The 17,237-nt window shown below is 55.1% G+C and carries 16 protein-coding genes; 10 read left to right on the top strand and 6 right to left on the bottom strand.

Annotated features, from left to right (window positions below; all coding sequences use genetic code 11):
• The first annotated feature begins 12 nt into the window (after positions 1–12).
• From AC2FJF_RS20385 to AC2FJF_RS20405, 5 genes are read left to right on the top strand one after another with little or no spacing between them, the layout of a single operon-like run.
• Entirely contained in the window at positions 13–1,107 is a 1,095-nt protein-coding gene (locus AC2FJF_RS20385) for a M24 family metallopeptidase (RefSeq protein ID WP_496726939.1), read from the top strand.
• Positions 1,107–2,114 carry an ABC transporter permease subunit gene (locus AC2FJF_RS20390; RefSeq protein ID WP_496726940.1) on the top strand — a complete coding sequence of 336 codons (1,008 nt, stop codon included), beginning with the start codon at positions 1,107–1,109 and terminating at the stop codon, positions 2,112–2,114. The genes AC2FJF_RS20385 and AC2FJF_RS20390 overlap by 1 nt, the downstream gene beginning before the upstream one ends.
• Complete coding sequence (locus tag AC2FJF_RS20395) at positions 2,114–3,016, top strand: ABC transporter permease subunit (RefSeq protein ID WP_496726941.1); 903 nt, start codon at positions 2,114–2,116, stop codon at positions 3,014–3,016. The genes AC2FJF_RS20390 and AC2FJF_RS20395 overlap by 1 nt, the downstream gene beginning before the upstream one ends.
• 4 nt (positions 3,017–3,020) lie before the next feature.
• Positions 3,021–3,998, top strand: coding sequence for an ABC transporter ATP-binding protein (locus tag AC2FJF_RS20400; RefSeq protein ID WP_496726942.1), 978 nt, complete (start codon positions 3,021–3,023; stop codon positions 3,996–3,998).
• Positions 3,995–4,951 (top strand): ABC transporter ATP-binding protein, encoded by a 957-nt coding sequence (locus tag AC2FJF_RS20405; protein ID WP_496726943.1) that lies wholly within the window; start codon positions 3,995–3,997, stop codon positions 4,949–4,951. The genes AC2FJF_RS20400 and AC2FJF_RS20405 overlap by 4 nt, the downstream gene beginning before the upstream one ends.
• Positions 4,952–4,964: 13 nt before the next feature.
• Here AC2FJF_RS20405 and AC2FJF_RS20410 read toward each other — a convergent pair whose 3' ends face one another.
• Positions 4,965–5,645, bottom strand: a complete 681-nt coding sequence (locus AC2FJF_RS20410; protein ID WP_496726944.1) for a GntR family transcriptional regulator — start codon at positions 5,643–5,645, stop codon at positions 4,965–4,967.
• Positions 5,646–5,795: 150 nt separating this feature from the next.
• On the opposite strand from AC2FJF_RS20410, the gene AC2FJF_RS20415 reads away from it, so the two are divergent.
• The 3 genes from AC2FJF_RS20415 (at position 5,796) to phnY (ending at position 8,683) form a co-directional block, all read left to right on the top strand.
• Positions 5,796–6,815 carry a GlxA family transcriptional regulator gene (locus AC2FJF_RS20415; RefSeq protein ID WP_496726945.1) on the top strand — a complete coding sequence of 340 codons (1,020 nt, stop codon included), beginning with the start codon at positions 5,796–5,798 and terminating at the stop codon, positions 6,813–6,815.
• Positions 6,816–6,971: 156 nt separating this feature from the next.
• Entirely contained in the window at positions 6,972–7,220 is a 249-nt protein-coding gene (locus AC2FJF_RS20420) for a hypothetical protein (RefSeq protein ID WP_496726946.1), read from the top strand.
• Positions 7,221–7,222: 2 nt separating this feature from the next.
• Positions 7,223–8,683 (top strand): phosphonoacetaldehyde dehydrogenase, encoded by a 1,461-nt coding sequence (gene phnY, locus AC2FJF_RS20425; protein ID WP_496726947.1) that lies wholly within the window; start codon positions 7,223–7,225, stop codon positions 8,681–8,683.
• A gap of 48 nt (positions 8,684–8,731) precedes the next feature.
• On the opposite strand, the gene AC2FJF_RS20430 is transcribed toward phnY, so the two are convergent.
• The gene (locus AC2FJF_RS20430; protein ID WP_496726948.1) at positions 8,732–9,574 is read right to left on the bottom strand and encodes a fumarylacetoacetate hydrolase family protein; all 843 of its coding nucleotides are present in this window, start codon (positions 9,572–9,574) and stop codon (positions 8,732–8,734) included.
• Between the two features lie 278 nt (positions 9,575–9,852).
• Between AC2FJF_RS20430 and AC2FJF_RS20435 the strand changes: the two genes are divergently transcribed.
• Both AC2FJF_RS20435 and AC2FJF_RS20440 read left to right on the top strand, forming a co-directional pair.
• Entirely contained in the window at positions 9,853–10,455 is a 603-nt protein-coding gene (locus tag AC2FJF_RS20435) for a GNAT family N-acetyltransferase (protein WP_496726949.1), read from the top strand.
• Positions 10,456–10,549: 94 nt separating this feature from the next.
• A complete protein-coding gene (locus tag AC2FJF_RS20440) occupies positions 10,550–12,319 on the top strand; it encodes an adenylate/guanylate cyclase domain-containing protein (RefSeq protein ID WP_496726950.1) in 1,770 nt (589 codons plus the stop codon).
• 56 nt (positions 12,320–12,375) lie between these two features.
• Here the strand turns inward: AC2FJF_RS20440 and AC2FJF_RS20445 are convergent, their stop codons facing one another.
• The 4 genes from AC2FJF_RS20445 to AC2FJF_RS20460 all read right to left on the bottom strand — a co-directional run bounded on the left by AC2FJF_RS20445 (position 12,376) and on the right by AC2FJF_RS20460 (position 16,952).
• On the bottom strand, positions 12,376–12,960 hold the full coding sequence (locus AC2FJF_RS20445; RefSeq protein WP_496726951.1) for a hypothetical protein: 585 nt from the start codon (positions 12,958–12,960) through the stop codon (positions 12,376–12,378).
• 149 nt (positions 12,961–13,109) lie between these two features.
• On the bottom strand, positions 13,110–14,405 hold the full coding sequence (locus AC2FJF_RS20450) for a gluzincin family metallopeptidase (RefSeq protein WP_496726952.1): 1,296 nt from the start codon (positions 14,403–14,405) through the stop codon (positions 13,110–13,112).
• Entirely contained in the window at positions 14,392–15,750 is a 1,359-nt protein-coding gene (locus tag AC2FJF_RS20455; protein WP_496726953.1) for a TfuA-like protein, read from the bottom strand. The genes AC2FJF_RS20450 and AC2FJF_RS20455 overlap by 14 nt, the downstream gene beginning before the upstream one ends.
• Complete coding sequence (locus tag AC2FJF_RS20460; protein ID WP_496726954.1) at positions 15,747–16,952, bottom strand: YcaO-like family protein; 1,206 nt, start codon at positions 16,950–16,952, stop codon at positions 15,747–15,749. Before AC2FJF_RS20460 ends, AC2FJF_RS20455 begins: the two co-directional genes overlap by 4 nt.
• Positions 16,953–17,237: the final 285 nt, after the last annotated feature.

The following is a 17,237-nucleotide window of genomic DNA, read 5'->3' on the forward strand; positions in this document are numbered from 1 at the left end:
AGGTCGGCGCGAATGCCGGATTTGTCCGAGTACCAACAACTGGCAAAGGGCATGTCAGTAGATGCCGTGGCACTGGTGCCCGGCCCGAATTTTACCCGAGCTTTGGGAAAACCCTTTATGAGCCACGAGCGGCCCTTTGTGGTCGTGATCCCGGCCATGGGTGAACCAGCCGCGATTGTGCCGAACCTGGAAATGGGCTCATGGGCGCTGGTCGGATTTGACGGCGCTGTCTTCGACTGGCGCGACCAGACGGGCTATGACGACGCCTTCGCGGCACTGGCTAAACATATGCCGCTGCGATCTCTCGCGGTCGAAGGGCAGGTGATGCGGGTCTTTGTCTCCAAGGCCTTTACCCGTGCCTTGCCTGAGCTGCGGATCGTGGACGCGGAACGCGAGATTTCCGGTCTGCGCATCATCAAGACGGACGATGACATTGCAGCGCTGCAAGCCGCGATTGATATCTCGGAACGAGCGCTAGAGCGGGTCATTGCGGATGTTCGTGTGGGTCAGACAGAAGTACAGATTGAACAAGCCTTGATCCAGGCGCTGTTCGCAGAAGGTGCCGCGTCGCTGGCCTTTTCACCTATCGTGACAGCCGGAGGAAACTCGGCTCAACCGCATGGTAAAGCGCGCGCGGATTATCAGATCAAAGCAGGCGACGCGCTGCTGTTCGATTTCGGCGCACGCAAACACGGGTTTGCCGCCGACATCACACGCACCTTTTTTGTCGTCGAAGCCTCGGATGAGGGCAGGGCGGTCTACGACACGGTTTTGCGTGCCAATCTGGTCGGGTTCGAAGTTTGCAGACCCGGAGTAACCGCCCACGATATCGACGACGCGGTGACCAGCGTGCTCGAGGCCTCGCCCTATGCAGATCGTATCCGCACCAAGACTGGTCACGGGCTGGGCCGCGATGTGCACGAAGCGCCCTACATCATGCGTGGCAACGGCCAGATCATGCACGCGGGCATGGTTTGGACAAACGAGCCGGGCCTCTATGACCTGGACAATTTCGGCGTTCGGATCGAAGATGACGTACTGGTGACCAAAGACGGTTGCCGGTCGTTGACCAGCTTTCCCAAAGAACTAACAATCATAGGGCGCTGATGTTTGGCTATTTCCTTACCCGCCTCGGCATGTTCGTTCCGACATTTCTGGGCGTAACACTGATCTCGTTCATGTTCATTCGGGTGCTTCCAGGCGATCCGATCATCGTCATGGCCGGTGAACGCGGAATGTCCAAAGAACGCTATCAGGAGATGGTCGAGAAGCTGGGCTTCGACAAACCTGTTCTGCAGCAATACTGGGACTATCTGGTTGGCGTGTTGCATGGTGATCTGGGCGAGAGCTTTGTCACCAAGAAGCCGGTTTGGGACGAATTCTTTGCCCTGTTTCCGGCCACGCTGGAATTGTCGATCTGCGCCATGATTTTTGCAGTAGCTTTGGGGCTGCCTGCGGGCGTTATTGCCGCTGTGAATCGGGGCAAATTCTTCGACCGGGCGCTGATGTCGTCCGCGCTGATCGGGTATTCCATGCCGATCTTCTGGTGGGCGCTGTTGTTGATCATCGTGTTTTCCGGCAACCTTGGTTGGACGCCTGTCTCAGGCCGGATCGACTTGCTGTACTACTTTCCAAGTGTCACAGGCTTCATGTTGATCGACAGTCTGCTGTCCGGGCAGGAGGGGGCGTTTGGATCGGCTGTACGCCATCTGATCCTGCCGACCATAGTCTTAGGCACGATCCCATTGGCCGTAATTGCGCGCCAGACCCGTTCGGCCATGTTGGAAGTGTTGGGTGAAGATTACATCCGCACGGCCCGGGCAAAGGGGCTCGCCCCCGCACGGATCAATGGTCTGCATGCGCTGCGCAATGCGCTGATCCCGGTGATTACAGTGATCGGCCTGTCAGTCGGCACATTGCTGGCCGGGGCGATCCTGACCGAGACAATCTTTAGCTGGCCCGGTATCGGCAAGTGGATGGTCGACAGCATCTTCCGCCGAGACTACCCGGTGGTACAGGGCGGGCTGCTGATGATCGCCGTGATCGTCATGTTAGTGAACCTGCTGGTCGATGTCCTTTACGGCGTCATCAACCCCAAAATCCGGAGGCGGTGATGGCTGAATTGTCCGCGACCCAACCCAAAACCGAAGACCGCCCCAGCGCTCTGCGTGAGTTCTGGTATTACTTCAGCGAAAACCGCGGCGCGGTGATGGGCCTTTGGGTCTTTGCCGCTTTTGTCTTCTGTGCGGCCTTTGCACCTTTGTTGGCGCCTTACGACCCGACAGAACAGTTCCGCAATCACATTCTGCAGCCTCCTGCGTGGCAAGAGGGCGGCAGTTGGGCCTTCCCGTTGGGCACCGATCCGTTGGGTAGAGATATGCTATCGCGGCTGATCATGGGCTCACGCTATTCCTTCTTTGTCGGCATCGTGGTGGTCTGTGTCGCCGTGACGGGCGGGGTGATTGTTGGCCTGCTGTCGGGTTTCGCGCCAAAATGGGTCGATACAATGATCATGCGGGTGATGGATATCATCCTGTCCTTCCCCTCACTGCTGCTTGCGCTGGTTCTCGTTGCCATCCTTGGTCCCTCGTTGACCAACGCAATGATCGCCATCGCCATTGTGTTTCAACCGCATTACGTGCGTTTGACCCGGGCATCTGTGTTGGCAGAGCGGCAAAAGGATTATGTGACCTCTGCCCGCGTTGCCGGTGCCAGCAAGGCCCGGCTCATGTTCAAGACCGTGCTGCCAAATTGTCTGGCCCCGATCATCGTTCAGGCCGCACTGTCGTTCTCGACCGCCATTCTGGATGCCGCAGCCCTTGGTTTTCTGGGCATGGGGGCGCAGCCGCCCACGCCGGAATGGGGCACCATGCTGGCCGAAGCGCGTGAGTTTATTCTGCGCGCATGGTGGGTGGTGACGTTCCCCGGTTTGGCCATCTTGGTCACTGTGCTGGCAATCAACCTGATGGGCGACGGTCTGCGCGACGCGCTGGACCCTAAGCTAAAGCGGAGCTGACGACATGAGCCTGTTGGATATCCGAAACCTCACCGTCGAATTCGCAACCGCTTCGGGTCAGTTCCGGGCAGTAGATGGCGTTGATCTGTCTGTCGACAAGGGCGAATTAATGGCCATCGTCGGCGAAAGCGGCTCGGGCAAATCGGTGTCGATGCTGGCATTGATGGGTCTTCTGCCCTGGACGGCCACGATTACGGCCGACCAACTAAGCTTTGAAGGCATTGACCTGACCAAAATCTCGGCCCGTGACCGTCGCAAGATCATCGGCAAAGACATTGCCATGATTTTTCAGGAACCGATGTCATCGCTGAATCCTTGCTTTACGGTTGGCTTCCAGATCAAGGAGGCCTTGCGCATCCACCTAGGCCTGAACCGAAAGGACCGCCACCAACGCGCTATTGAACTGTTTGATCAGGTCGGAATCCCCGCACCCGAAAGCCGCCTGAACACGTTTCCGCATCAGATGTCCGGCGGCATGAACCAGAGGGTGATGATTGCGATGGCCATCGCCTGCAAACCCAAGCTGTTGATCGCGGACGAGCCGACAACAGCACTGGACGTTACAATTCAGGCGCAAATCCTTGATCTGTTGGTTCACCTTCGGGACGAACAGGGCATGGGTTTGGTCCTTATCACTCATGATATGGGTGTTGTCGCCGAGACCGCCGAGCGGGTTCAAGTCCAATATGCTGGCCAAAAGGTCGAGGAGCAGGCAGTCAAAGACCTGTTCCGCACCCCGCGTCACCCCTACACAACTGCGTTGCTCAACGCGCTTCCGGAGCGGGCAACGTCTAAGATGCTACCGACCATTCCCGGCGTCGTTCCAGGGCAGTTTGACCGGCCAAAAGGATGTCTGTTCAGCCCCAGATGCCAATATGCAGATGATCTGTGCCGATCGTTGCCCCCAACCCCGCACAGTGCGGAATTCGGCAAGGCGCGTTGCCATTACGTTGAAAAGATAACAACCGGAGAGCTGGCATGACCGCCCCCATCGTTCAGGCCAGTGAATTGGCCAGGTTTTATACCGTAAAAGGCGGGTTGTTGTCGAAGGCCGCAACGGTAAAGGCCTTGTCTGGCGTGGACTTCGAACTGCGGCCGGGCAAAACGTTGGCGATCGTAGGAGAGTCCGGTTGTGGGAAGTCCACCCTCGCAAGGGTGGTGACGATGATCGAAGAACCGACCTCGGGTAGTCTGACCATCGATGGCGTTGAAATATCTCCATCGAAATGGGCCCAGATGCGTGAAACTGTGCAGATTGTGTTTCAGGATCCCTACGGCTCGCTCAACCCACGCCAACGGATCGGTCAAATCCTGCAAGAACCATTGATAATTAACCGCCGCGAGATGTCCGCAGCCGACCGCGAGGCGCGCGCGCGTGAAATGATCGACCTCGTGGGTTTGCGCCCCGAACATTACGACCGCTACCCGCACATGTTTTCGGGCGGGCAGCGGCAGCGGATTGCAATCGCCCGCGCCCTGATGCTGAACCCCAAGGTGCTGGTGCTGGATGAGCCGGTTTCAGCGCTGGACGTCTCGATCCAGTCGCAAATTCTGAACCTGCTGGTCGAATTGCAGGAACGTCTGAACCTTGCCTATCTGTTCATTTCGCATGATTTGTCGGTGGTAAAGCACTTTGCCGACGACGTAATTGTCATGTATTTGGGCCGCGCGGTTGAGAAGGCACCGAAAGAAAAGCTGTTTGCTGCCCCTCGACATCCTTATTCCAAGGCTCTTTTGTCGACAACACCTCGCGCAGATCCCGACGCGCGGAAGGATCGGATCAAACTGGAAGGCGAGCTTCCGTCCCCGATGAATATCCCCAAAGGCTGTGCCTTTGCACAACGGTGCTGGCTTGCAACCGAAGAATGCCGCGCCGCGCCGCCAGAACTGAGCGGGACAGACCACAAAGTGGCGTGCCTGCATCCACTGAGGTAGGGATGGGGGACCTTCAGCTAGCGTCGCCTTTCCGTGTCTTTATAACCATCGCCAACAACTGATCCTTGGTCCGTTGAATATGCTTGGTCAGCAGTTCACCTGCTGCGTCAACCTGACGTTTGCGTGCCAGCGACAAAAGCTGTCGGTGATCTTGCTTGGCGGGCTCACGCTGTTCCATGACGCTCAGATGCATACGGACATAGCGGTCCGATTGCAGATTAACCCTTTGCAGGATCTCATTGGTTAGCCCACGATCAGCAGCCGCATAAAGGGCTTTGTGGTATTCATAATTCAGGCTGCCCCACCGCCCGACATTATAAGCTTCGTAAGACCTTTCCATGTCATCGAGCAGCTTATCGCATCTGGCGAAATCAGCTTCCGTCATCTGCGGAATGGCCCGTTTAAACAAGTCGACCTCCAAAAGAACCCGAAGGTCGAAAATCTCGCCAATTTCCGAAAGCGAATGCGAGGTCACCGATGCACCTCGGTTGTTAGTCAGCTGCACAAGGCCTTCGGCATCCAGCCGTTTCAGAGCTTCGCGGATCGGCATGCGCGAAACATCATAATCCTCGGCAAGGGCCTCTTGCCGGATGGTTTCACCTTCGGCCATCTCTCCGCTTAGGATACGTTCCCGCAGATCATTTGTGATGACTTCTGGAAGACTTTGACGTGCGATCGCGCGGGTTCTGGGCATAAGAGTGGTCTCGGTCGGTGTAAGTTGTATCCAAAATACAAAATGAGCGTTCGATTTCCAAGGGTCTTACATCTATTGATAACTTAAAGTTGCTCGAGCGTTTCAGCAGGCCAGCGACGATGCGGTATTCGAACGCGAAGGAGGGGTGTAGTGGACAGCCAACGTTTCCTGCCCAAGGGGGCGATTTCCGTCGACGTTCCCTATGATGGACCACCCAAGGCCTTTCATTTCCTGTTGCTGCCTAATACCACGATGTTGGCGTTTAGCGCAGCGATTGAACCCTTGCGTATTTCAAACCAACTGGCACGAAAGCAATTGTTCGAATGGTACGTCCTGTCCGCAGATGGCGCACCGGTCACGTGTTCGAACGGAATCCGCATTCAAGCCGACCAACCCATGCACGATCTGGAGCAGGGGGCCTATACTTTCGTGTGTTCCGGCACTGAGCCGATGGCCTCGTTTGACACCCGGGTTCTGAATTGGATCCGTCGGCAAAAGGCACATGGATGTGATTTTGGCGGTATCTGCACCGGGGCATTTGCCTTGGCCAAAGCAGGCCTGATCGGCGACAGAAAGTTCACCGTTCATTGGGAAAATCGCCCCGGGTTTTGCGAGTATTTTCCGACAATGACACCAACCCAGAGCCTGTACGAGATTGACGGCAAGCTGCGCACTTGCGGGGGAGGGCACGCCAGCACCGATATGATGCTGGAAGTGATCGAGGAATTGTTCGGCAACGCCCTGGCCATCAACGTGTCCGAGATGTGTCTGCATCGGCGGGTCGGTGAAAGTGGCAGCAATCAGGTTTCGCCCGTCTCGGCCCTTTTGGGGACGCGCAACGGCAAGCTGGTCGAAGCTGTCCAAATAATGCGGGACAACATTGAATCGCCGCTCAGCCTTGAGGCGGTGGCGGATCAGGCGTCACTGTCCAGACGCCACATGGAACGGCTGTTCCAGCAATACACAAAGATGTCGCCCGGCCAATATTACAACAACCTCAGGCTGGATCGCGCCTTCGCCCTATTGAATGAAACCGACCTCAGCGTATCCGAGATTGCCTTTGCATCCGGGTTTTCCAGCACGGACAGGCTTTCAGTTCATTTCCGAGGCCGGTACAATGTTTCGCCGCATAACTTCCGCAGATCGTGGTCGCACGAAAGTGGCAACTAAGACCGTTGGTGGGACTTGGATACCGAGGTGCAATCCAGCTCTGGACTGCCACAGTGGATTGCTCTGGCTTTCGACCCAACGCGGAAATTTTGCAATTCTGTGATCTATAGTTGGCACTAGAACGGGCGCACTTAACCCAAGGCTACGAAGACGATGATGCAAATCCCGATCACAGCCCGACAGAAGGTCTATTCAATCCTGAATGTACCGGTTGAGAATACCTGCGCGGGTACTTCCCCGAACTGTCATGATCTGGCCGCGCTGGCGGCCGACTTACGCTGCCACGATGGATTGACCGATCGGGGTATTCCCTTCATCGTCAGTCGCGTGATCGACACTCCGCAGCGCCATCAATTGCGCAATTTTGAAGCACTGCTTTTTGCCACCACAGCGGCGGCCCATTAATCATGGACGATATCATGAACACATCCGGTATCCGCAATGAAGGCATGCGAATTGGCGGCGAGATTGTCTTTACCGATGCTAAAATCTCGGTCCACTACCCCTATACGAACGAGACTATTGGTACCGTCCCTGTGGGCACTTCTGAACTTGTACGCAAAGCTTTTGAAATTGCCGCAAATTACACGCCCAAACTGACGCGTTATGAACGTAGCGAGATTTTACGGCGTGCTGGCGTTTTGATTGGTGAAAGACGCGAATACCTCGCAAAATGGCTGACGCTTGAGCTTGGCATCTGCCATCAACACTCGATCTATGAAACCAAGCGCGCGCAGGACGTTTTTCAGTTCGCCGCCTCCGAGGCCCTGAAGGACGATGGTGAGGTTTTCTCGTGTGATCTGACCCACAACGGCAAGGCGCGCAAGATTTTCACCAAACGCGAGCCGGTCAGGACCATCAGCGCAATTACTCCGTTCAATCACCCTCTGAACATGGTCAGCCACAAGATTGCGCCGTCCATTGCCACCAATAACTGCATGGTCTGCAAACCGACCGAGCTGACCCCACTGACGGCCCTGACGCTGGCGGACATATTGCACGAGGCAGGGCTGCCGCCCGAAATGTTTCAGGTCGTGACTGGCTGGCCGCAGGACATAGGCGATGAGATGATCACCAATGAAAACATCGACATAATCACCTTCACGGGCGGTGTGCCGGTGGGCAAGATGATCGCGTCCAAGGCAGGTTACAAACGACAGGCACTGGAATTGGGCGGCAACGACCCCCTGATCGTGTTGAACGATCTGAATGACGCCGATCTGGACAAGGCCGCCAGTATAGCTGTGGCTGGGGCCACAGGTAATTCGGGGCAACGCTGCACCGCGATCAAACGCATTCTGGTTCAGGAAAGCGTGGCAGATAGATTTGTGCCACTTGTTCTGGAAAAGGCAAAAGCAATCCGGTTTGGTGACCCTCAGGACCCAGAAACGCAATTGGGTTGCGTTATCCACGCACAAGTCGCCGAGTTGTTCGAAAACCGTGTCCTGAAGGCTGCGCAAGAGGGCGCAGAAATCCTCTATCACCCCGGCCGCGACGGTGCACTGTTGCCACCGATCGTCGTCGACAAGGTGCCCCACGGCAGCGAGTTGGTGATGGAAGAGACATTTGGTCCAATCGTGCCGATCGTTCGTGTTCCAGATGATGATGTGCAAGTCATGCAGATCTCAAATGGAACCGCATTTGGTTTGTCGGCCGGTGTTTGCACTAACGATCTGAACCGGGCGATTTCCTACATCAACGGTTTGAACGTCGGCACGTGCAACATCTGGGAACAGCCCGGCTACCGGATCGAAATGTCCCCCTTTGGCGGCATCAAGGACAGCGGCAACGGCGTCAAGGAAGGCGTGATCGAGGCGATGAAATTCTTCACCAACGTCAAAACCTATTCACTGCCATGGCCCGAGTAACTTTTCGGCCCTCTGTCTGTTGCAGGGAAAATTGCACAAACAGGCGGCTTAACCCTGCACAACGTTCTGCCGTTGCACGCCCAAGCCTTTGATGCCCAACTCCATCCTGTCGCCAGGTTTTAGATAGGTGGGCGGGTTTTGCCCCATGCCCACACCCGGAGGCGTGCCAGTCGAAATCACATCTCCCGGCTGTAGCGACATGAACTGCGACAGATGAGAGATTAAAGTCGCCACGCTGAAATGCATCGTACTGGTCGAACCATCCTGAAACCGTTGCCCGTTCACCTCAAGATACATCGGCAGGTCCTGCGGATTGGGCACCTCATCCCGTGTCACAAGCCATGGACCTATAGGGCCGAACGTGTCGGCGGATTTGCCTTTGACCCACTGGCCCGAACGGTGCAGTTGGAAATCGCGCTCTGATATGTCGTTGATGACGCAATAGCCGGCGACATGGTTCAAGGCTTCGGATTCCGAGACGTATTTGGCCTCTTTCCCGATCACCACACCCAGTTCCACCTCCCAATCGGTTTTGACTGAGCCACGAGGGATTTCAACCGTGTCGTTGGGGCCAATGATGGCTGACGTCGCCTTGAAAAAGATCACCGGTTCCTGCGGCAATTCCATCCCACTTTCGGCCGCGTGATCGGCGTAGTTCAGACCTATGCAGACAAACTTGCCGACCTGACCGACGCAAGCGCCAATCCGCGGATGGCCGTCCACCAGCGGCAGGCTTGCTGTATCCCACATGCGCAATCGGTCCAGGGCCTCATCGCCAAGCGACTCGCCTGTGAGATCACCAATCACACCCGACAAATCACGAATTGCGCCCTTGGCATCCAGAAGACCGGGCTTTTCCGCGCCCTTGGGACGGAACCGCAGTAACTTCATTGATGGTATTCCCTTTGCTCAGAGCATCCGGGGCCATCATTTACAAACAGAGATGTGGATGGGAAATTCCGTTGCATTTGACCGGGCAGCACACTTATCGCCCCACTGCATCAAAAACTCAAATCTTGTGGTGCATTCAACAGAGGGCAGAGATACTGTATTCTCATTTCGTAATTTCTTTTTTTTTGTGCTAGTGTCCGAGCAGATTTTACTGATTTCTTTCAAAGGTACTATTTATCGTGAGCAACAATTCACAAAACACGTTCAGGTTGCGTCCGATGGAAAGGGCAGATCTGGAGTCCGTTCTGAGTTGGTTTCAGGACGTTGAAGACCTTGCGCGTTTCGATCGTACGACGCGCGTGCCCCTCAATACATCGCATGCCGAAGAATTTTGGAAAGATTCATTTACGTCTTCTGATGCCAGCCGCAAATGTTGGTTTATCGTCGAGTCGTCCGCAGGTGAGGCCGTTGGGCTGGCCGGGCTCGAGTCTATCTCGAACATCAATCGCGATGCAGTGGTTGCAGTTTTCGTCAACAAGGCAATGCGCAGATCCGGCGTCGGGCTTCGGGCATCCGCTTTGGTGCTGGATCTGGCATTTCGACAGCTGGGGCTGAACCGCATAACGTCTTATTATCGTGAGGACAATCATCACAGCCGTGATCTTGTTGCCAAGATAGGATTCCAGATTGAAGGGACGATGCGTCAAGCGTGGTTCGCTGAAGGCGAGTTTCAGGATATGGTTGTTGTGGGCATTCTGAAATCCGAGTGGATGGTTCGCCGAAACGTTTTGGCACAGGAACTGGATGCGAATACGATCGTGACTTTGGGGCCGAATGATTGCGCCGACTGGTCATGGCCACCTCGGATCGCAGAGGTGTGATCAGTTCCGATCAAAACTGCTTCGGTCGTCAAAAACGTTTTTTGATATATGTTGGTTACGGGTCCGCTATGAATCCGAAAAAAGAGTAACACTTGTGAGTACGACAATTTCTGACATTCCAATTACTCAACGGCTTGGCGCAGTATTGTTCGCCGATGTCGTAGGATACTCCCGGCTCATGAGCGAGAATGAGCTGGATACCTATAACGAATTGAAAGCATTGATTTCTTTGCTTGAGGCATCGTGCGCAAAGTACAACGGCCGAGTGGTTGAGGTACGTGGGGACGGGATTTTGGCCCTGTTCGAAACTGCCACCAGCGCAGTGGAATTCGGGGTCGAATTGCATCAAATTGCAAGCGATCAGAATAAGACCCGCGCGCAGGATCAGCGAATCAAGTTCCGGGCCGGGATTCACCTTGGCGAGATACTGATAGACGAGCGTGGCATTCATGGTGACAACGTCAATATCGCGGCCCGGTTGCAAGAAATAGCCGAGCCTGAACGGGTCTATGTCAGCTCTGCCGTGTATGATCAGGTGTGCAATCGCCTGCGCTTTGGGTACGAGTTTCTGGGGCCAAAACAGCTCAAGAACATCATGAATCCTGTCTCGACCTACTGCGTCCGCAGCGAAGTGGCCGGCGCGACCATGGCCGGCACGATGCGCCCCGACCTGAAAGGCGACATATTCGAACGGCCGGATACGCCGTCGGTGGCCGTTCTGCCCTTCAGCAGCTCTGGCGGCGATGAGTCCGACAGCTGGATCGCCGAAGGTCTGACAGACGACATCATCATGAATCTGTCCAAATTCCGGAACCTTTTTATCATCGCCCGGAACTCGTCATTTTTCTTCAGGACACAGTCGATGCCTCCGAAAGAGGCGGCGCAAAAACTGAATGTCCGTTATGTCGCGCGCGGCAGTGTACGTCGGTCAGCCAGTCGGATCAGGATTTCCGCCGAGTTGATTGATGCCAACACCGAGCGCACGATCTGGGGCGAACGGTTCGATCGCAAGATTGACGATATTTTCGACATTCTTGATGAGGTCACTGAGTGCATTGTGGCGGCCACTGCGGTGATGATCGAGTCGCATGAAAAGCAGCGCATGATTCAGGCAGTTCCAAACGATCTTGAGGCCTATGGTTCGGTCCTGCAAGGTCAGCACCACATCTTCAAATACACCCGAAACGACAACCGCAAGGCACAGAATTTCTATCAATCAGCCCTTGAGCGGGACGAGGGGTATGCCCGTGCTGCAGCAGCGCTGTCGCGAACTCTAAATATCGACTGGCGTTATTCCTGGGCCGAAGAGCCGTCACAATCGCTGGAAAAGGCGCTGATGTTGGCACAGCGCGCGATTGAGCTGGACCCGACCGACGCGCGTGGTTTCGGCGAATTGGGCTATGTGCATCTTTACCGCAAAGAGCATGACGCAGCCATCCAATCCTATCAGAGGGCGCTGGCGTTAAACCCAAATGACGCAGATATGCACTCTGACTTTGCTGATGCTCTGGCCCATTCGGGCGATAACGAGACGGCCATAACGCATCTTCAGCAGGCAATGCGTCTAAATCCCTATTTCCCGGATCAGTACCTTTGGCACCTGGGAGGAGCATATTACAACCTCAGACGCTATGAGGATGTTATTGAGACGGTCAACAAGATGAACAATCCGACTGAAGGGCAGCGTATGCTGGCCGCGAGCTATGCGCAGCTTGGTCAAACGGACATGGCCCGTCTGATCCGGGAAAAACATCGCGAGGCGCATCCGAACTTTTCGCTGGCCCGGTGGACAACAGTTCAACCGGATCGGCTAGAGGAAGACACGCAGCACTTTGTGGAAGGTCTGAAAAAAGCCGGGTTCTGAAAAGCAAAGGGGCACCCAATTTCGGGTGCCTCTGAATATTTTTCTGCAAACCGGGCTTAGTCGCCGCCGCGTACCTTTGCGCCGCTGACTTTGGCACCGCTCACCTTCGCGCCACTGACTTTGGCACCGCTGACCTTGGCCCCACTTACTTTCGCGCCGCTGACTTTGGCACCGCTGATAGCCGGGCTGTCAAAGCCGAAATAGATGTCCAGCAGGACTTGTTCGAACTGGCCGGTCATCACGTCCATACGCATGGTCTGGTCAGATTTGTCATACTTCCAGAAGCGAATACCGTCGGCGACCTGATAATCTGCTGCTGCGACGCCGCCGATGCCCGGTTCCTTCGGTGCTCTGGATGCGTTGTCCGCGGGCTCATTGGGATTAGCGACCAGACCGCCTTTACCATGGACCAAAAAAATCACCGGCTCCGGCAAATCGTAATAAGTACCCTCAAAGGCAAAGCCATAAATCTTGGCGAACCGAGGACCGTTTAGATCTTTTTCCCCATTTTCCACCCCAAATTGATTGTCGAGATGCTTGTTGGCGCCCTTTCCTTCAGATGGAATACGTTTGTACTGTAAATCTTCGAGCTCACGGCCATATATCAACACTTCTGAAAAACTGAGCAAGGATTCAGGCATATCTCTCTCTCCCAATTATGGGATCGACGAAGCCAAAACCCTCATCTCCCCCTCAAAATAAGCTCGAAAAATGTTCGAGCAAATGCGTTCCAATAAACTTCTTCCGATTGCATGCCATAAAACCGCTTAAAAATAAAGGATTTTACAGGTCATTCCGGCACCTGCGTGCGAACCGAGGCCGAGTGGCTGTCTTCTTCGGGATCGGGAAGACGCGGACCGGCAGACATCAGACCAATATCTCGCATGCGGAAGTTGCCTTCGATGATGTTGCGAAACGCACCGCCAGTGATTTCCTGGTCGACCGCCAGCAGGGCCTTTTCAACACCGAAATAGCTGAGCATATCCGCATCCAGTCGCTCCCATGTGTCGGCCAGATAGGTTCCCAGAAAATCGCGCGCCTCAAGCAAAGCGATCCGGAAACCATCGGGGTTTTCGGCATAACGGGCATCGAAAACACCCTGCATAACCTCGCTGTAATCCGGAGAGTCTTCCAACTGATCGGACAGATGTTCTTCTTCGGGTGAGATCAGGCCATGCAGCAGCAGGCGTTCGTGATAAATGTCTACGAAAACGTCGAACATCGCTCCGGTCAACGGTTCGGAAAGATCGTGTTCGCTGGTCCATCCGGCCGCAAACTCTGACATGGACCGTGTGTTGGCGGCAATTCGGATTTGCGCGTTTTCCCCGAGTTCTGCAAACCGGTTCAGACGATTGAATGTGTAAAGGTTGCCCCGCGTGTTTTTTAACAGAGCGTCAACTACAGAACCAAAATGTAGCGACGCAAGAAGGGCGACCATATCGGCAGCTGACTCGTGAAACCCATAATATTCGCCCGACGCATCCCCATCTGACGGCATACCAATGACGCTATAAATAATGGCATGTCCAATTTCATGGGAGACAACGTCAAAGTTCAGGCTGTATGGCCGGTACTCATCTCCATGTTCGTGCGTGCCGCCTGTTTCCAGAAACCCCCAGCCAATATGTGCGTTATCCAGACTGGGTAGCAGGGACAACTCCAGCCGGTTGAAATCGCGCGCGAAATGCCATGGGATCGGCCGGTCGAAATACCCTTGCCAAACATCCATTGTAAAATGGGCCGACCCGAACAAATGCGCCGCCTCAAATGCGGGGTCGGATGGGGCAATATGAAAGAAATTCCCGAACTCATCGGGCATTGCGGGCGGCTGAATGTACCCGTCCCACGGCGGCAGATACATACCCGGTCCATTCGGACCTGGAACGATGGCACCGTAAGGTGTGGTTTTTCCAACAGGGTTGACGGTGTACATGCGCGGACCGGAAGGCCCTGGCCCAATGCTGCCTTGCGGAGCCGAAATTTCGACAAGCTCCGGTTGCGCGCCAGGTTCCAGAAAAGGCGATTGCGGATACAGCAGGAACCGTGTGCCGGGTTCTTCGACGCTTGCAGTCTCATGTGTGTTCATCAATCGACCCCTCGTGCCGGGTGGAAGTCACTTTGCTATTTGGAACCTCCGCACAGGAACTCCTGTGGCAAAACAAAAACTCTGCTTCGATCAATTCACCCAGTTCCGCGCGCCCGGATAGGCCAAGCGAGGTTGCGTAGCTGTCCAGGTTATCCGGCACGTCCTGGTCAAGGCGCGTTTCAAAATACCAAACGACCATACGCAGACGATCCGCGCCCGAGAGGTGCCCATTCACAATCGCAGCTTTTTCCTTGGCGGCCGCCCGTTCCCGTAGATCGGCATACTTTCCGGTTCGTTTCAGTTCAGCCAGCAATGGCCCATCCAACTGGGTCAAACGCGCGGCGACCGTCGCATCAATCCGAGCGGCATCCGTCAATATGTCCTCGTATTCCGCAAGGTTCAGATCATTGGCGGCCAGCCATTCCATCAAATGCGCTTTTTGAGACAATCCAGCTTTGGCCCTATGGTCCGTCATCTGCCGGATCAGGGCGTCACGATCAGGATGCCGATCCTGTTCGGCGGCTTCTTCCTGTGCCATCACGCTCAGCACTGCGCGGTTGCGCAATTCGGCGTAAAGTTCCGGGTCCAACCTCAACTCGTCGATCACCGCGTGGTTCTTTGCCTCGTTGGTGTCGATGCGGTTGCGCAACTGTTTCCACACCAATGTTGGTTCGGTCCGCGTTACGGGACTTGGGGGTAGGGTGCCCTGCGACAGGCAATCCGCCATAAGGGCCAGCATCGCGCGGGCGTCATCTGCTTTCGCATCAATTTGGCCGTCGGGTAGCCAATCCAAAAAGGCCGCTATTCCGGGTAGGTCGTTTAACTCTTTGCCGATGTTTTGCCAGATACGGTGCCGATAGTGTCTGGATTTCGCATGCTCTAGGATAGTGGCGACGCTTTCAGAAGGTAAAATCCCCTGAGCCTGCGCCTGTTTGACTGTGGCTCGGATAGATACCATCGGTGTACTAAGCGGTTGAAACCCCAGCTCTGCCGGACTGTGCAGAACCGCGACCTCATCGTCATCCTGCAAAACGCCGCTAAGGTAGTCCTCAAAGATCCCGCCAACACCGATCATTCCAAAATCGGCAAGTTCAGCGGCACGCAGGGCGCCCATGCTGGCGCTGCCAAAGACCGGTATCCCTTGTTCCATCGCCCACAAGATTTCCTTGTGCCAGACCGAGGGCACACCTTCGAAGAACCCATCTATGATCCCAATTGCGTGCGGGTGATCCTTGGCTGCGCGATAGACATCACCCTGCTGAACAGGGGGCAGGATCGCAGCATTCAACTGTGCGGCAACTTCGTGTGCTGGCAGGGTAGGGCCCACAAATACGACAACGTTCATGCGGTTTCCTGCCTGATCTGCAGCGCTCTTAGGCCCGGTACGTAATCCGCGTCGTCGTGCGGCGCTTCCAAGCCCGGTATGACCGCCCGAACAACCGATAGATCATATTCAGGCCGAGACAAGTCCACGATCACCACCTGAGAAACCCCGACGGCCTCTAACCTGATTAACAGCAAAGCCAGGTCATCCTCGAATTTCTTGGTTGAATGCGTCGGGCAGTCCTGAAAATTCCCTGTCGGAGGGGCGCGATCGATCAGATCCCGCACATATCTACACCGATCCGTTTGCGCCTGATCAGTGAATTCTGCCGGATCCAGATCATCGCGGGCGCCTGAGATATAGGTTAGCCGGGTCTGAGCAGCCTCTGTCACCGCGCGCAGCAACGCGATTGCTCGATCCAGATGGCACCCGTCGCCGATGCCGATGTGCCCAGTCTGCCCGCCGGCCTCGCAGATCACGCAGCGAAAACTGGCAATTCCGATATCCGACGTGGTGTTCCACAGCCCGATCTCCAGATTTGCGGCGGTGATTTTTTCAATGGCCGCCCGACATCGCTGATCATCGACAGTACCGGGATCAATACGCACGGTCTTGGATTGATGAGACCACAGCGTCGTTGCATCGCGCTCAATCAATTCGCAAATCGCATGACAACTCGCTTCGGCGACATTGTTGCCCGAAGCCAAACCATTCGTTGTTCTGGGAAAGGCGCGTTGTCCAGCGAGTGGAGGCGTGGTGTAGTCAGTGTCCACCATCTCAAGCGGAACCCAGCAGGTGTGTTGGCTTTTCAAATCCCAGCCTTCGACCCATAACATGTTGCCGTTGGGATCAAATTGCGCGCCAGTGACCTTAGGCAATCGCTCCACCTCCACAACGGTCGCGTCATCAGCCAAATCGGTAAATCTGGCAAGCCGTTGCGGAAGTCGCACACGTTCGGCATGCCAGGATTCGATCGCTTCCATAACGCCTGAAGCTTGCGCTGCCTGCAGCGACAGCCCCTTACCAAGTGACACCGCAACAGATCGGGAATTGGGACGAGCGACCATAACAGTCGGTAAACCAATCCTATCCAGGCCGGTCAGATTTGCGATCCGAGTTATGCCCATTTCCCGAAGAAATGGTTGCACAATTCTTAAGGTGTGCTCGGGGTCGCGCAAACGATGCGTGTCATGCACGTAGGTCTTTTGTGAATTATCGGTCATTTCATCGACCTTGCCAAAACAAACGTGCGGGTTCGCACAATATAACAAACTATACGCAAATAGGATGGTAGATGAATTCGCGTGGGTCAACCTTGCTGGTTTCTAGTAGTTATGTTCGAAACGTACAGGTGAATACTTACATCATTATATTTAACATAAGATCAATTATGCGATTTCATCGTCCGCGTTATTTTCATTGTTACCGACAATGGCGGCCATACGTTGAGCTTTCAGGCGTTACAGCGGGAATTAGCCGCGCATATCGAAACAGGAGGCTTGCTGGCA

The organism is Ruegeria sp. CDSB013 (assembly GCF_059611165.1).

What these genes read in the sequence shown, in the direction of transcription:
- AC2FJF_RS20460 (WP_496726954.1), bottom strand. Translation starts at nt 16,952, where the DNA reads ATGACCGATAATTCACAAAAGACCTACGTGCATGACACGCATCGTTTG.
- AC2FJF_RS20395 (WP_496726941.1), top strand. Translation starts at nt 2,114, where the DNA reads ATGGCTGAATTGTCCGCGACCCAACCCAAAACCGAAGACCGCCCCAGC.
- AC2FJF_RS20455 (WP_496726953.1), bottom strand. Translation starts at nt 15,750, where the DNA reads ATGAACGTTGTCGTATTTGTGGGCCCTACCCTGCCAGCACACGAAGTT.
- AC2FJF_RS20450 (WP_496726952.1), bottom strand. Translation starts at nt 14,405, where the DNA reads ATGAACACACATGAGACTGCAAGCGTCGAAGAACCCGGCACACGGTTC.
- AC2FJF_RS20405 (WP_496726943.1), top strand. Translation starts at nt 3,995, where the DNA reads ATGACCGCCCCCATCGTTCAGGCCAGTGAATTGGCCAGGTTTTATACC.
- AC2FJF_RS20390 (WP_496726940.1), top strand. Translation starts at nt 1,107, where the DNA reads ATGTTTGGCTATTTCCTTACCCGCCTCGGCATGTTCGTTCCGACATTT.
- AC2FJF_RS20410 (WP_496726944.1), bottom strand. Translation starts at nt 5,645, where the DNA reads ATGCCCAGAACCCGCGCGATCGCACGTCAAAGTCTTCCAGAAGTCATC.
- AC2FJF_RS20420 (WP_496726946.1), top strand. Translation starts at nt 6,972, where the DNA reads ATGCAAATCCCGATCACAGCCCGACAGAAGGTCTATTCAATCCTGAAT.
- AC2FJF_RS20435 (WP_496726949.1), top strand. Translation starts at nt 9,853, where the DNA reads ATGGAAAGGGCAGATCTGGAGTCCGTTCTGAGTTGGTTTCAGGACGTT.
- AC2FJF_RS20400 (WP_496726942.1), top strand. Translation starts at nt 3,021, where the DNA reads ATGAGCCTGTTGGATATCCGAAACCTCACCGTCGAATTCGCAACCGCT.
- phnY (WP_496726947.1), top strand. Translation starts at nt 7,223, where the DNA reads ATGGACGATATCATGAACACATCCGGTATCCGCAATGAAGGCATGCGA.
- AC2FJF_RS20385 (WP_496726939.1), top strand. Translation starts at nt 13, where the DNA reads ATGCCGGATTTGTCCGAGTACCAACAACTGGCAAAGGGCATGTCAGTA.
- AC2FJF_RS20430 (WP_496726948.1), bottom strand. Translation starts at nt 9,574, where the DNA reads ATGAAGTTACTGCGGTTCCGTCCCAAGGGCGCGGAAAAGCCCGGTCTT.
- AC2FJF_RS20445 (WP_496726951.1), bottom strand. Translation starts at nt 12,960, where the DNA reads ATGCCTGAATCCTTGCTCAGTTTTTCAGAAGTGTTGATATATGGCCGT.